This is a genomic window from Devosia lacusdianchii (genome assembly GCF_022429625.1).
GTDB classification, from domain to species: Bacteria; Pseudomonadota; Alphaproteobacteria; order Rhizobiales; family Devosiaceae; genus Devosia; species Devosia lacusdianchii.
This window is the reverse complement of sequence record NZ_CP092483.1, coordinates 1,729,104-1,741,857: the sequence shown is the minus strand read 5'-3', so window position 1 is coordinate 1,741,857 and position 12,754 is coordinate 1,729,104. Positions and strand designations below refer to the sequence as shown.

12 protein-coding genes and 1 tRNA gene are annotated in these 12,754 nt (G+C 61.7%); 5 read left to right on the top strand and 8 right to left on the bottom strand.

Features of this window, described 5'->3' with window-relative positions:
• Positions 1 to 40: 40 nt before the first annotated feature.
• The 4 genes from MF606_RS08320 to MF606_RS08305 all read right to left on the bottom strand — a co-directional run bounded on the left by MF606_RS08320 (position 41) and on the right by MF606_RS08305 (position 4,713).
• Positions 41 to 841, bottom strand: a complete 801-nt coding sequence (locus MF606_RS08320; RefSeq protein WP_275693136.1) for an amino acid ABC transporter ATP-binding protein — start codon at positions 839 to 841, stop codon at positions 41 to 43.
• A gap of 5 nt (positions 842 to 846) precedes the next feature.
• Positions 847 to 1,974, bottom strand: a complete 1,128-nt coding sequence (locus MF606_RS08315) for an amino acid ABC transporter permease (protein ID WP_240233336.1) — start codon at positions 1,972 to 1,974, stop codon at positions 847 to 849.
• A gap of 4 nt (positions 1,975 to 1,978) precedes the next feature.
• Positions 1,979 to 3,514, bottom strand: a complete 1,536-nt coding sequence (locus MF606_RS08310) for an amino acid ABC transporter permease (protein WP_240233335.1) — start codon at positions 3,512 to 3,514, stop codon at positions 1,979 to 1,981.
• Between the two features lie 182 nt (positions 3,515 to 3,696).
• Positions 3,697 to 4,713, bottom strand: coding sequence for an amino acid ABC transporter substrate-binding protein (locus tag MF606_RS08305; RefSeq protein WP_240233334.1), 1,017 nt, complete (start codon positions 4,711 to 4,713; stop codon positions 3,697 to 3,699).
• A gap of 222 nt (positions 4,714 to 4,935) precedes the next feature.
• Here MF606_RS08305 and metC point away from each other — a divergent pair, with 222 nt between their 5' ends.
• A complete protein-coding gene (gene metC / locus MF606_RS08300; RefSeq protein ID WP_240233333.1) occupies positions 4,936 to 6,123 on the top strand; it encodes a cystathionine beta-lyase in 1,188 nt (395 codons plus the stop codon).
• On the opposite strand, the gene MF606_RS08295 is transcribed toward metC, so the two are convergent.
• The gene (locus MF606_RS08295) at positions 6,105 to 6,842 is read right to left on the bottom strand and encodes a phosphatase PAP2 family protein (RefSeq protein ID WP_240233332.1); all 738 of its coding nucleotides are present in this window, start codon (positions 6,840 to 6,842) and stop codon (positions 6,105 to 6,107) included. The two genes, metC and MF606_RS08295, sit on opposite strands and share 19 nt — an antisense overlap.
• A gap of 101 nt (positions 6,843 to 6,943) precedes the next feature.
• Between MF606_RS08295 and MF606_RS08290 the strand changes: the two genes are divergently transcribed.
• The 4 genes from MF606_RS08290 (at position 6,944) to MF606_RS08275 (ending at position 9,102) form a co-directional block, all read left to right on the top strand.
• Positions 6,944 to 7,020 (top strand) — tRNA-Pro (locus MF606_RS08290).
• Positions 7,021 to 7,060: 40 nt separating this feature from the next.
• A complete protein-coding gene (locus MF606_RS08285; protein WP_240233331.1) occupies positions 7,061 to 7,366 on the top strand; it encodes an ETC complex I subunit in 306 nt (101 codons plus the stop codon).
• A 71-nt stretch (positions 7,367 to 7,437) separates the two neighbouring features.
• Positions 7,438 to 8,181: a sulfite exporter TauE/SafE family protein gene (locus MF606_RS08280; RefSeq protein WP_240233330.1), complete on the top strand. Its 744-nt coding sequence runs from the start codon at positions 7,438 to 7,440 to the stop codon at positions 8,179 to 8,181.
• A 51-nt stretch (positions 8,182 to 8,232) separates the two neighbouring features.
• Positions 8,233 to 9,102 carry a TraB/GumN family protein gene (locus tag MF606_RS08275; protein ID WP_240233329.1) on the top strand — a complete coding sequence of 290 codons (870 nt, stop codon included), beginning with the start codon at positions 8,233 to 8,235 and terminating at the stop codon, positions 9,100 to 9,102.
• A 48-nt stretch (positions 9,103 to 9,150) separates the two neighbouring features.
• Here MF606_RS08275 and MF606_RS08270 read toward each other — a convergent pair whose 3' ends face one another.
• The 3 genes from MF606_RS08270 to MF606_RS08260 all read right to left on the bottom strand — a co-directional run bounded on the left by MF606_RS08270 (position 9,151) and on the right by MF606_RS08260 (position 12,754).
• Positions 9,151 to 10,302: a Gfo/Idh/MocA family protein gene (locus MF606_RS08270; RefSeq protein WP_240233328.1), complete on the bottom strand. Its 1,152-nt coding sequence runs from the start codon at positions 10,300 to 10,302 to the stop codon at positions 9,151 to 9,153.
• Between the two features lie 119 nt (positions 10,303 to 10,421).
• Positions 10,422 to 11,477, bottom strand: a complete 1,056-nt coding sequence (locus tag MF606_RS08265; protein ID WP_240233327.1) for a sugar phosphate isomerase/epimerase family protein — start codon at positions 11,475 to 11,477, stop codon at positions 10,422 to 10,424.
• Positions 11,478 to 11,614: 137 nt separating this feature from the next.
• Entirely contained in the window at positions 11,615 to 12,754 is a 1,140-nt protein-coding gene (locus tag MF606_RS08260) for a Gfo/Idh/MocA family protein (protein ID WP_240233326.1), read from the bottom strand.

Sequence of the window (12,754 nt, the reverse complement as noted above, 5' to 3'; positions counted from 1 at the left end):
ATTGCCCTGCCGTTTTCGACAGGGCAATCGGGATGCGAACTCAGTGCAGAATCTGGCTGAGGAAGAGCTTGGTGCGCTCATGCTGCGGGTTGGAGAAGAACTGCTCTGGATCGTTCTGCTCGACGATCTGCCCCTGGTCCATGAAGATGACGCGGTTGGCAACCTGGCGGGCAAAGCCCATTTCGTGGGTCACGCAGATCATGGTCATGCCGTCTTCGGCGAGGCTGATCATCACTTCGAGCACTTCCTTGACCATTTCCGGGTCCAGCGCCGAGGTGGGTTCGTCAAACAGCATGATGCGCGGCTGCATGCACAGCGAGCGGGCGATCGCCACGCGCTGCTGCTGGCCGCCGGAAAGCTGTCCGGGGAACTTGTTGGCCTGCTCCGGGATCTTGACCCGCTCTAGATAATGCATGGCTGTCGCCTCGGCTTCCGCCTTGGGGATGCCGCGCACCCAGATGGGGGCGAGCGTGAGGTTTTGCAGGATGGTCAGGTGCGGGAACAGGTTGAAGTGCTGGAACACCATGCCGACTTCACGGCGCACTTCGTCAATGCGCTTAAGGTCAGCGGTCAGCTCCGTGCCGTTGACGATAATCTGACCTTCCTGATGCTCTTCGAGCCGGTTGATGCAACGGATCAGCGTGGATTTGCCCGAGCCCGAGGGGCCGGCGATGACAATACGCTCGCCGCGCATGACCCTGAGGTTGATGTCGCGCAGCACGTGGAAATCGCCATACCATTTGTGCATGCCGATAACGTCGATGGCCACGTCGGTCTTGGAGACCTGCATCGCAGAGGTGTCGATGTCGCGATCGACGGTGGTTTCGGAAACTTGGCTCATAGCAGTTACCTCTTATGCCCGGTATCCAGCCTGCGCTCCATCCAGAGCGAGTAGCGGGACATGGCGAAACAGAACATCCAGAACACGGCGGCGGCGAAGATATAGCCCGTCGTGGCCTGGTTGGGAGCAGCCCATTCGATATCGTCGGAGCCGGTCTGCACGGTCTTGAGCAGATCGAATATGCCGACGATGGATACCAGCGAGGTGTCCTTGAACAGGGCGATGAAGTTATTCACGATGCCGGGGATCACGTGCTTGAGCGCCTGGGGCAGGATGATGAAATACGTCCGTTTCCAGTAGCCCAGGCCCAGTGACGCGCCGGCCTCGTACTGCCCGCGGGGCAAGGCCTGCAAGCCGCCACGGATGGTTTCGGCCAGATAGGCCGAGCTGAACAGCGTCACGCCGACCAGGGCACGGAGCAGCTTGTCTACCGTCGTACCCGTGGGCATGAACAGCGGCAGCATGATCGACGCCATGAACAGCACGGTGATCAGCGGTACGGCGCGCCATAACTCGATGAACAACACGCAGAGCGTCTTGATGATCGGGAGCTTCGATTGGCGGCCGAGCGCAAGCAGGATGCCGAGCGGGATCGAGCAGATGATGCCCACCAGCGAGATGATCAGCGTGACCAGCAGGCCACCCCACTGCTCGGTCGGCACATAGCGCATGCCGAAGACGCCGCCATTCAGCAGGTAGAAGCAGATGACGGGGTAGACGACGAAGAAGAGCACCGCATTGGTGCGCTTGAACAGTGCCGACGGCACCAGCAGCGGAATGATCAGCGCCGCGCCCAGCGCGAAGACTATGTTGGGGCGCCAGTACTCGGCGATCGGGTAGAAGCCGTAGATGAAGAAGTTGAAGCGGGCGCCGATATAGGCCCAGCAGGCCCCGGCCCCTTCGGCGCGGCATTCCTCCACCGTGCCACCCGGGAATACCGCGTGGCCGATGAGGAAATTGTAGAGGTGCGGTACGGCCCAGAGGAGCAGGACCGCGCCGAGGACTGTGAGCAGGCTATCGCTCGGCGTTGCGAACAGGTTCTGCCGCAACCACAGGATGGGGCCACCGGTTCGACCGGGAGCGGGCTTGGGATCAATAAAGTGATCGCGAACGAAAAGGGCGGAAGTTGTCATGGTTCTACCGCTCCACCAGGGCCACGCGGCCGTTGTACCAGTTCATGAAGGCTGAGGTCAGCAGCGAGAAGGTCAGATAGACGGCCATTGTCAGGGCAATCACCTCGATCGCCTTGCCGGTCTGGTTCAGCGTCGTGCCGGTGAACACGTTGACGAGTTCGGGGTAGCCGATGGCCGCGCCGAGTGACGAGTTCTTGGTGAGATTGAGGTATTGGCTGGTCAGCGGCGGCACGATGACGCGCATGGCCTGCGGGATGATGACCAGCCGCAGCCGGTCCCCTTCCTTGATGCCCAGAGACTGCGCCGCTTCGGTTTGTCCCTTGTTGACGGCCCGGATGCCGCCTCGCACGTTTTCTGCAATGAAGGCCGCCGTATAGATGGTGAGGCCGAAAACCAGAGCAACGAGTTCGGGCGGCAGTTGCACACCGCCGTCGAAGTTGAACCGGTTGAGCACCGGAACTTCGAATTGCAGCGAAGCGCCCGTTACCCAGTAGACCAGGGCCGGAACACCGAAGGCGACAATCAGCGGCAATGCGATGGGAAACTTGCCCTCCGAGGCGCGACCATCGGCGCCATCGAGCAAGATCCAGCCCAGGACAACGCCCGCGATCGCCGAACCGACCGAGATCACTACGCTTGGCACTGACGGGAACATGCCGCTCAGCACGAAGGACAGAACAACCCATGCCAGAATAAAGGCAATGATGGAGCGTACGTAGGGGCTCGCTGGCGTGAAGGTCATCGCCGTCAGTACCACCGCGCCGATCAATGGCAGGCTGGAGAGGCCAGTCAGGGCGGGAAGAAGTGCGCCGAGGGCCATAAATGCCAGATACCCCATGGCGAAGGTGACGGCGGCATTGGCAGCGCGCGCTGCCGTGACGATAGCGGCCGGGTATTTGCCGGTCAGCGTACGGATATTGGTCGCCCAGCGACCGATGACGATGGCACCAATGGCGGCCACAACGAAGGCCACGATCACCCAGGTGAATTCGTGGTCGATCAGGGGCCTTGGCACCATCAGACCGCGCTGATTGATGAAGATGTCCAGTGGCAGCGCGAAAGACTGGCGCACGGCCGGCATCGCCTTGAGCACTGCGAAGTACCAGAAGAACAGCTGCAGCAGCAGTGGGATGTTGCGGATGGTCTCGATGTAGACCGTCGCGAAACGCGAGATCAGCCAGTTACACGAGAGGCGCGCGATACCCAGTGTGAAGCCCAGTATTGTCGAGAAGACAATGCCGATCACCGCCACCAGCAGCGTATTGAGCAGACCGGCGAGGAAGGCCTGCCAATAGAACGAGCTGCGGCTCCACGGAAACAGCGTGAAGCTGATATCGAAACCGGCGGTGCGGAACAGGAAGTCGAAACCGGTCGTCTTGTTCTGGGCTGCGAGGTTCTGGGCAGTGTTGAACACGATCCAGCTTATGAAGGCGATCACCGCAGTGGCGACGAGCACCTGGTAGAGAATGCCGCGGAAAACCGGGTCATTCAGCAGTGACGTGCGCGGGGCACTTGCACTGATATTGTCTTGCACGGCCATGGGGCATGCATTCCTCTGCTGTGAACCGGGCTCGCACGGGCGGCAGGACAAAGCTTCGCCGTCGCGGCTTACGCCACGCTCAACTCACCGGCGTCAGGCCGGCGCCGTCCAATCCCGAGGTCGCTCAGTTCAAAACCAAAACCGGCGCTCCTTGTGAGAGCGCCGGGCTTGTGATCGCTGCTTTAGCGGATCGGCGGAGCGTATTGCAGACCACCGTTGGTCCACAATGCGTTCAGGCCGCGCTCAAGACCGATGTCGGTCGAGGGACCAACGTTACGGTCGAACGATTCGCCGTAGTTACCGATCAGCTTGATAACCTGGTAGGCCCAGTCCTTGGTCAGGCCGATAGGCGTACCGAAGTCGCCCTCGACGCCGAGCAGGCGCTTGATCGCCGGATTGTCGGAACCGAGCATTTCGTCGACATTGGCCTGGGTCACGCCCAGTTCTTCGGCTTCCAGCAGTGCGTAGTAAACCCAACGGTTGATCTTGAACCACTGGTCATCGCCCTGACGGACCACGGGGCCAAGGGGTTCCTTGGACACAATTTCCGGCAGGATGATGTGATCGTCCGGCACAGCGAACTTGGAACGCTCGGCAGCGAGGGCCGAACCGTCGGTGGTGTACACGTCGCAACGGCCGTCTTCGTAGGCCTTCACGACTTCGTCCTGGTCAACGAACACGACGGTGTTGAACTCGAGGTTGTTGGCCGCGAAATAGTCGGCGGCGTTCAGCTCGGTGGTCGTGCCCGATTCGATGCAGATGGCGGCGCCGCTGAGATCGAGAGCGGAAGCAATGCCGTCGGCCTTGCGAACCATGAAGCCCTGGCCGTCATAGTACATGGTGCCGATGAAGCTGATACCCAGATCGGTATCGCGGCTCATGGTCCAGGTCGTGGTGCGCGAAAGGATGTCGATTTCGCCAGCGGACAGGGCAGCGAAGCGCTCCTGGCTGGTCAGAGGGGTGTAGCGCACTTTCTCGGCATCGTTGAAAATGGCGGCAGCAACAGCGCGGCAGAAGTCGACTTCAAGCCCGGACCACACATTGTTGGCGTCGGGAGCGGAGAAACCGGGCACACCGCCGGTCACGCCACACTGCACGTAGTCCTTGGCTTTTACGTCGTCGAGAGTGGCTGCTTGGGCAGCGGTCGCGCCGAGGCCGAGCGAGGCCGCGACTGCAATCGTTACGAGCGTTTTTTGCATAGTTTTGCCTTTTGGTTTCCTGACCTTGTATCCCAGAGCTCATAAGGCTTTCACCCTCGTCCCCGGTGGGCACCACCGCCTTTGAATAGCGGTTGTGATGCTGGTAAGCATGCAAGCGTCTATTGACCGTTGCGTCAAGGGCCGATGGGGCTTGGGACAGCAAGGCTGTCACTTTATTAGCCACTCATTGCCGATTGAACTGATTTTGAGCACGAGCACCGCATGATTGAGAACGATAGAGGCAACAACGCTCCCTTTTCGGTGGAGACGGTGCTCACTCACCAGGGTCGCGTGCCCGACGATCAGTTCGGATTCGTCAACACGCCGGTCTATCGCGGATCAACGGTGCTGTTCAAAACGCTTGATGATCTTGAAGCGCAACGGCAGCGGTTTCTCTACGGCCGTGCCGGCAATCCCACGACCGAAAGCGTCGAGGCGGTCATCACCGAACTTGAAGGTGCGTATCGCACTCGCCTGGTTCCCTCGGGCTTGGCCGCAGTAACCGTTGCGCTGCTGGGTTGCCTCAAGGCCGGTGACGACGTCCTACTCACCGACAGCGCCTATGAGCCGACCCGCGCATTTGCGGATGGGTTCCTGCAGCAGATGGGGGTAACGGCGCGCTACTACGACCCACGGATCGGAGCGGGCCTTGCCGACCTCATGCGGCCGAATACGCGGGCGGTGCTGGCGGAAAGCCCGGGGTCGCTGACCTTCGAGGTGCAGGATATTCCGGCGCTCGCCAAGGTCGCCCATGCGGGCGGCGCGCGGTTGATCGTCGATAACAGCTGGGCCAGCCCGCTCTATCACCAACCACTGAAACTGGGCGCCGACATTGTGGTCCATGCCGCGACCAAGATGTTTGTCGGCCACTCGGACGCGTTCGCCGGCACAATATCGACGACAGAGGAGAGCTGGCGCGGCGTGGAAAGCGCACGCCGCCTGCTTGGCTTCTTCACCTCTGGGGACGAGGCCTTTCTTGTCGCGCGCGGGCTGCGCACGCTTGCCATCCGCATGAAGGAGCATCAGGCGCGGGCGCTCGACATTGCAAGTTGGCTTGAGCAGCAGCCGGAGGTGACCTCGGTGCTGCACCCTGCCCTGCCCAGCCATCCGGACCATGCGCTGTTCAAGCGCGACTTCACCGGCTCAGGTAGCCTATTTGCGTTCGTACTGGCTCCAGCGCCCCGCGCCAGCGTGGCCGCGTTCGTCGACAAGCTGCAATTGTTCTCGATGGGTTATTCCTGGGGCGGCTATGAGAGCCTCTGCCTGCCCGTGGTGCTCGGCAAAAATCGCACGGTTCGGCCGTGGTCCGCGCCGGGCAACCTGTTCCGGGTGCATATCGGGCTCGAAGGCGTAGACGACCTCAAGGCCGATCTCGGCGCCGCAATGGAGCGCTATGCCCGGGCGCGGTGAAAAGCGCGTCGCATGGCAGAGAAGCGGCGGGCAACGATGTGCCCGTCGGGCGTCCTGCGGAACAGCCAACCCCGGCTAGCATAGAAGTTGCGGACCAGGTAAGCGCCCAGCATACCAACGACAATCCCGCCAAACACATCGGTCGGATAGTGCATGCCTACGGGTACGCGGGAGACGCCCACGACCATTCCAATAACAAAGAACACCGGAAACAGGCGCGGCCAGAGGAACCCAACCACAAAGGCCAGCGCGATCGCAGTAGTGGTGTGGCCCGACGGGAAACTCTGAAACGTCCAGTCATTGAAGACATTCTGGAACGAGAATGCGCCCGAGACGTCGAACTCGCTCGGACGGCCCCGACCGACGATGCGCTTCAAGCCATTGGTCAACAAGCCGGGCAAACCGACGCCGAGAAAGATGAAGCTCGACAGCAGCGCCAGTTCGTAGGCCACCAGCCTGCCCAGTCGACGCAGGGCCACCACCGCAATCAAAGCGACGACGAGGACGATGAGTGAGGGAATCAGCACCCAGTCGGACAGGCCATAGTCGGTGATAAAAAAGAACGGCGCGCGCCACTGGTCAGGCCAGCCAATTGCGCCACGCGAGGCCCAGACGTCGACCCGCGACAACACGGCAATGCCGAGGACGACGCAGAAGCAGAACCACGGCCAGCGCCGGCTATCGAGGCCCAGCGGCCATGCCTTAGTCAAATCGATCATACCGTCTTGTCGAATCCGGAAGCTCTGGCGTCAATAGCGCAAGACAGCGCGACGGTGGCTTGCCCTTCTCCGTCGAACAGGCTAACGGAGGGCGGTGATCTCGGAGTGTAGCTCAGCCTGGTAGAGCACCGGTTTTGGGAACCGGGGGTCCAAAGTTCGAATCTTTGTACTCCGACCATCACATCCTTAGCGTTAGCGCATCGTGTTGAGGACTTTGCATGACCGCCCGTATCTACCGCCCGGCCCGTAACGCCATGCAGTCGGGCAAAGGCAAATCCAAGCAATGGGTATTGGTGCATGAGCAGGCCTCGGCCCGCGAAATCGATCCGCTGATGGGCTATACGAGTTCTGGCGACACGCGGACGCAGATCAAGCTGTCGTTCGACACGCAGGAAGCGGCGGAAGCCTATGCTCAGAAGAACGGCATTGCCTATTCCGTGCAGCCCGCCCACGACGCCACGCCCAAGCGCGTGAGCTACCCCGACAATTTCCGCTCGGACCGCAAGACACCCTGGACGCACTAGTGCCGGCCCCATCGCCACGAATTCGCAATGCGTCGCAAATGTTTGCGGCGCATTTGTTTTTGGCGGCGTGAATGGACGCGGCGCTCCTCATCGTGCTGGTTGGGGCAGCAGCGGCGGGCTTCGCGCAGGGCGTGTCGGGCTTTGCATTTTCGCTGGTCGCCCTGTCCGTCTGGGCCTGGGCAGTCGATCCGCAGATGGCAGCGCCCATGGCCGTGTTCGGAGCGCTGGCCGGACAGCTCGTGGCCCTGCCCTGGGTGTGGCGAGGCTTTGAGCTCAAGCGGCTGCTACCCCTAGTCATGGGCGGGTTGATCGGCGTGCCGCTCGGCGCATACCTGCTGCAATGGCTAGACCCCACCATTTTCAGGTTCTCGCTCGGCCTGTTCCTGCTCGCCTATTGCCCTCTGATGCTGTTGCTGCCGTCCGGCTACAAATGGGAGCATGGCGGGCGCGGCGCCGATGGCATCGCCGGGTTTGCCGGAGGCGTGCTGGGTGGCCTGGCCGGGATATCGGGCCCGGTGCCAACGCTGTGGACCACCCTGCGCGGCTGGGACAAGAACACCCAACGCGGTGTGCTTCAGGCTTTCAACATCGCCATGCATGTTGCGACGCTGACCGCTTACGCGGCCTCAGGCTCGATCACGCGTGAGACGCTGGTGATGTTTGCGTGGATCACGCCGGCGCTGGCGATCCCCGCCATATTGGGCGTGTTGTTGTTCCATCGGCTCAATGCGCAGGCATTTCGCCGATTGATTCTCATCCTGTTGATGATCTCTGGCACTACCCTTGTCTGGGGCAGTTTGGCGCACTGGCTCTAGCGCTTGGCGATGGTTACCCTATCTGGCAGGGTGACCCGCGACGAGGAACCAATGATGAAGCTATTCGCCGCCCTTTTGCTCCCTGCCCTCGCCGCCCTGGCAATGACTACTCCCGTTATGGCCGCGCCCGCCATGTGGGAAGTTCGCGACGACGACAGCGCCATCTGGGTATTTGGCTCAATTCACGTGCTCCCGGCTGGCAGCACATGGCGCACGCCGTTGTTCGAAACCGTTCTGGCGGATGCCGACAAGGTGGTATTCGAAACCGACGTCCGCCCTGAAGCCATGGCTGAGATTGGGGCCCAAGCCTTTGTGCGCGGCATCTATGTCGACGGCACGCTGCTGACCGATCTGATCGACGACCAGCTCGAAGTGCAGTTGCGCATGCAGATGGCCAAGATCAGCGTGCCGATGGGTTCAATCCTGGCCATGAAACCCTGGATGGCTACCAACACGATCAGCGCGGCCGGATTTATCGCGGCCGGATATGTCGAACAGGGTGTCGAGTTCATCTTGGAGCCGGAACTGACGCCAGAGCGCATGGTCTTCCTGGAAACGGGGGAGGAGCAGATCGACGTCCTGGCTGGCGGCGATGAGGACGAGCAGATCGCGACACTGGAGGCGACGTTAGAGCAGATCGATTTGCTGCCCAAGCTGATGAGCAAGATGCTCAGCAACTGGAGCGGTGGCACCCCCGAGCGTCTGGCTGCCATGTTCGAGGTGGAGATGAGCGGCTTCGAGGAAGCCTTCCTGGAGCGCCTGCTCTATGCCCGTAACCGCAACTGGATGACGCCACTGGAGGCCATGCTGGCCGACAATCAGGAAAACCTGGTGATCGTTGGGGCGGCCCACCTGGTCGGCGAGGGCAGCGTGCTCGATCTGCTGGAGCAGGCCGGCTACCAGGTCGAGCGCATTCAGTAGAAAGGGCGCCACAGTGGGCGCCCTTGAAATCGAAATCAATTCAAGCTCTTAGACGTCGCTGAGCTTGGTCCATTTGCCGTCGTTCTTGCTCGACTGCACGGACGCCACGATGAATTCCATGCCTTCGATACCATCCTGCAGCGTCGGCAGCAGGCCTTCATAGGCGGCGCCGTCACCGCGGATGACCGAGGCGAACTGGCTGTAGAGGGTGGCGAAGGCTTCGAGGTAACCCTCTGGATGGCCTGAAGGAATTCGTACATTCATGGTCGAGGCAGCGTCGCCGGAGATGGCGCCGCCGCGGGTCAGCAGCTGCTTGGGTTTGCCGAATTCGGTGAACCACATGTAGTTGGGGTTGTCCTGGCGCCATTCGAGGCCGCCCTTTTCGCCGTAGACGCGAAGCTGGAGGCCGTTTTCGGAGCCCACCGCGACCTGGCTGGCCCAGAGCATGCCCTTTGCCCCGCCTTCGAAGCGCAGCATTATGTGGACGTTGTCATCGAGCTGGCGGCCGGGGACGAAGCTGGTGAGGTCGGCCGAAACTGCCTGTGTTTTCAAGCCGGTAACAAAGCGCAGCAGGTTGTAGGCATGGGTGCCGATATCGCCAATGGCGCCGCCGGCGCCGGAGCGGGCGGGGTCGGTACGCCATGAGGCCTGCTTGTTGTCGTCTGAAGTGGCCTCGGTCAGCCAATCCTGAGGGTATTCGGCCTGGATGACGCGGATTTTGCCGAGCGCACCGGAGGCGACGAGCTCGCGGGCCTGACGGATCAGCGGGTAGCCGGTGTAGTTGTGCGTCAGTAGAAACTTGGCGCCGTTCTTGGGTTTGATGCCAGCAAGCTTGCGCGCATCTTCCAGCGTGCTGGTGATCGGCTTGTCGCAAATGACGTGAATGCCCGCTTCGAGGAATGCCTTGGCTGGACCAAAGTGCATGTGGTTGGGCGTGACTATGGACACAGCCTGAATGCCATCGGGACGCGCTGCTTCAGCGCGGGCCATTTCCTCGTAGGAGGTGTAGATGCGGTCCTCGGCGAGGCCGAGATTGCGACCGGACTCTTTGGCGACGTCGGGACGCGACGACAGGGCGCCGGCCACCAGGTCATAGTCACCATCGATGCGGGAGGCGACGCGGTGGACATAGCCGATGAAGGCCCCCGTGCCGCCGCCGACCATGCCCAGACGAATGCGCTTTGCGCCGTTTTCAGCCATTCTTTTCTCCCTATCGAACGCGCTGCGTTCAACGCGCCGTCACCACCCGGCTTGTCCGGGTGGTACATGGATTGCTCGGACAAGCCGGGCAATGACGGCGTACCAAATATCTTCCGTGACTACGATAGCCCCAGTATCTTCCGGTTGGCCGCCGCGTCCGTGCCCGACGAAGCGAAATCGTCGAAGGCGTGTTCGGTGACGCGGATGATGTGGTTCTTGATGAACTCGGCGCCTTCGCGGGCTCCGTCTTCGGGATGCTTGATGGCGCATTCCCATTCGAGCACGGCCCAGCCGGCGAAGTCGTACTGCGCCATCTTGGAGAAGATAGAGGCGAAATCGACCTGTCCGTCGCCGAGCGAGCGGAAGCGCCCTGCCCGGTTGATCCAGCTCTGATAGCCGCCATAGACGCCCTGGCGGCCGGTCGGATTGAACTCGGCGTCCTTAACGTGGAACATCTTGATCCGCTCGTGATAGATGTCGATGTAGTTGAGATAATCGAGCTGCTGCAGCACGAAGTGGCTCGGATCATAGAGCAAGTTGGCACGCGGATGGTTCTTCACCCGGTCGAGGAACATCTCGAAGGTGACGCCGTCATGCAGGTCTTCGCCCGGGTGGATCTCGTAGCAGACATCGACGCCATTTTCGTCGAAGGCGTCGAGGATCGGCGTCCAGCGACGCGCGAGTTCGTCGAAGGCCTCTTCGACCAGCCCTGCCGGGCGCTGCGGGAATGGATAGAGGAACGGCCAGGCCAGAGCGCCCGAAAAGGTAGCGTGTTCGGTGAGGCCGAGATTCTTCGAGGCTTTTGCGGCCCAATTCAGCTGCTGGACCGCCCATTCCTGACGGGCCTTGGGATTGCCGTGGACCGATGCGGGAGCGAAGCCATCGAGCATGGTGTCATAGACGGGGTGCGCGGCCACGAGCTGGCCCTGGAGGTGGGTCGAAAGCTCCGTGATCTCGATGCCGTGTTTGGCGGCAGTGCCCTTCAGCTCGTCGGCATAGGTCTTGGAGGTCGCGGCCTTTTCCAGATCGATCAGGCTGCCGACCCAGGTCGGGATCTGCACGCCCTTATAGCCGTAATTGGCCGCCCAGCCGCAGATGGCGTCCAGGGAATTGAACGGCGCCTTGTCACCGGCGAACTGCGCCAGAAAGATTGCGGGCCCCTTGATGGTGCGCATGACATTTCTCCTCTGTGGCGCTTGGCGCCTGGTCTTCTGCAAAAACAGGCGGCGGAGCTGGCCGCCGCCTGTTCAAGTCGTTGATCTCAATCTTGACCGGCTCGAAGCGCCTGTCAATGAGGTACGCACCTCAGCGCTTACTTCAGCAGCGCCTGTGCATCAGCCGCATTGAGTGCCAGCGGGCGCTCGCAGGTGGTCGACAGCGTCAGCACCTGGCCGCTTTCGCCGGCCTTGAGCAGGCTGGTCATCACGTCCACGGCATGCAGGGCCACGTCGAGGCCGCAGCGGGCGGTGTAGCCCCCGTCGATCGACGCCATCATGTCAGCCAGACCGGCGGCGCGATAGTTGGCGCGGGCGTTTGCGGTGCCGACATCCTGGTTGGCGACGCCGAACGGATGGCTCCATGGAGTCACTGTGCTGCGGGTACCGGTAATGTCTGCCGTAACCAGATCGCCGCCGAAGAAGTTCGGATCGGGTACAAAGATCGAGCCATCAGTGCCGTAGAGCTCGATATTGTGGTGACCATGCGCCGCCACGTCCCAGCTTGCGCCCATGGTGATGATCGCGCCGGAGACGAATTCCAGGACGCCATGGATGGTAGTGGGCGTACCGACCTTGACGAAGGTACCCTTGTAGGGGCCTTCGGCGGTCACTTCGCGTTCGGTGCGCGCCATGTTGGTGAAGGCCGAGAGGCGCTTCACCGGGCCCAGCAGATGGATCAGGTCGGTGACGTAATATGGACCGAGGTCGAGGATAGGGCCGGCGCCGGGCTGGAAGAAGAAGTCCGGATTGGGATGCCAGTGCTCCATTCCGCGGCTCATGACGTGCGTGGTACCGCTCATGATCTTGCCGAGCTGGCCGCTGTCGATGATCTCGCGGGCCTGCTGATGCGCGCCACCGAGGAAGGTATCGGGAGCCGAACCCACCTTGAGGCCGCGATCGTCGGCGGCTTTCTTCAGCGCCATGCCCTCTTCGAGCGACAGCACGAAGGGCTTTTCGGAATAGGCGTGCTTGCCAGCCGAGACGATATCCATAGACACGGAATAATGGGTCGACGGAATGGTGAGGTTCACGATGACGTCGATTTCGCTGTTCTTGAGCAGCTCATCGGGCGTCTGCGCCTTGACGCCGAACTCGTCGGCCCGCTTCTGGGCGGCGGCCGGCAGGATATCGGCGACGGCGCGCACCTCGAGCCCCTTGAACAGGGGCGCGAGACGCAGATAGGCACTGGAGATATTGCCGGCACCCATGATGCCGACGCCAAAGGTCTTGGCCAT

Bases quoted from the DNA above. Each gene is read 5' to 3' on its own strand.
- MF606_RS08320 (WP_275693136.1), bottom strand. From the start codon at position 841: ATGAGCCAAGTTTCCGAAACCACCGTCGATCGCGACATCGACACCTCT.
- MF606_RS08315 (WP_240233336.1), bottom strand. From the start codon at position 1,974: ATGACAACTTCCGCCCTTTTCGTTCGCGATCACTTTATTGATCCCAAG.
- MF606_RS08310 (WP_240233335.1), bottom strand. From the start codon at position 3,514: ATGGCCGTGCAAGACAATATCAGTGCAAGTGCCCCGCGCACGTCACTG.
- MF606_RS08305 (WP_240233334.1), bottom strand. From the start codon at position 4,713: ATGCAAAAAACGCTCGTAACGATTGCAGTCGCGGCCTCGCTCGGCCTC.
- metC (WP_240233333.1), top strand. From the start codon at position 4,936: ATGATTGAGAACGATAGAGGCAACAACGCTCCCTTTTCGGTGGAGACG.
- MF606_RS08295 (WP_240233332.1), bottom strand. From the start codon at position 6,842: ATGATCGATTTGACTAAGGCATGGCCGCTGGGCCTCGATAGCCGGCGC.
- MF606_RS08285 (WP_240233331.1), top strand. From the start codon at position 7,061: ATGACCGCCCGTATCTACCGCCCGGCCCGTAACGCCATGCAGTCGGGC.
- MF606_RS08280 (WP_240233330.1), top strand. From the start codon at position 7,438: ATGGACGCGGCGCTCCTCATCGTGCTGGTTGGGGCAGCAGCGGCGGGC.
- MF606_RS08275 (WP_240233329.1), top strand. From the start codon at position 8,233: ATGATGAAGCTATTCGCCGCCCTTTTGCTCCCTGCCCTCGCCGCCCTG.
- MF606_RS08270 (WP_240233328.1), bottom strand. From the start codon at position 10,302: ATGGCTGAAAACGGCGCAAAGCGCATTCGTCTGGGCATGGTCGGCGGC.
- MF606_RS08265 (WP_240233327.1), bottom strand. From the start codon at position 11,477: ATGCGCACCATCAAGGGGCCCGCAATCTTTCTGGCGCAGTTCGCCGGT.
- MF606_RS08260 (WP_240233326.1), bottom strand. From the start codon at position 12,754: ATGGCCAAGACCTTTGGCGTCGGCATCATGGGTGCCGGCAATATCTCC.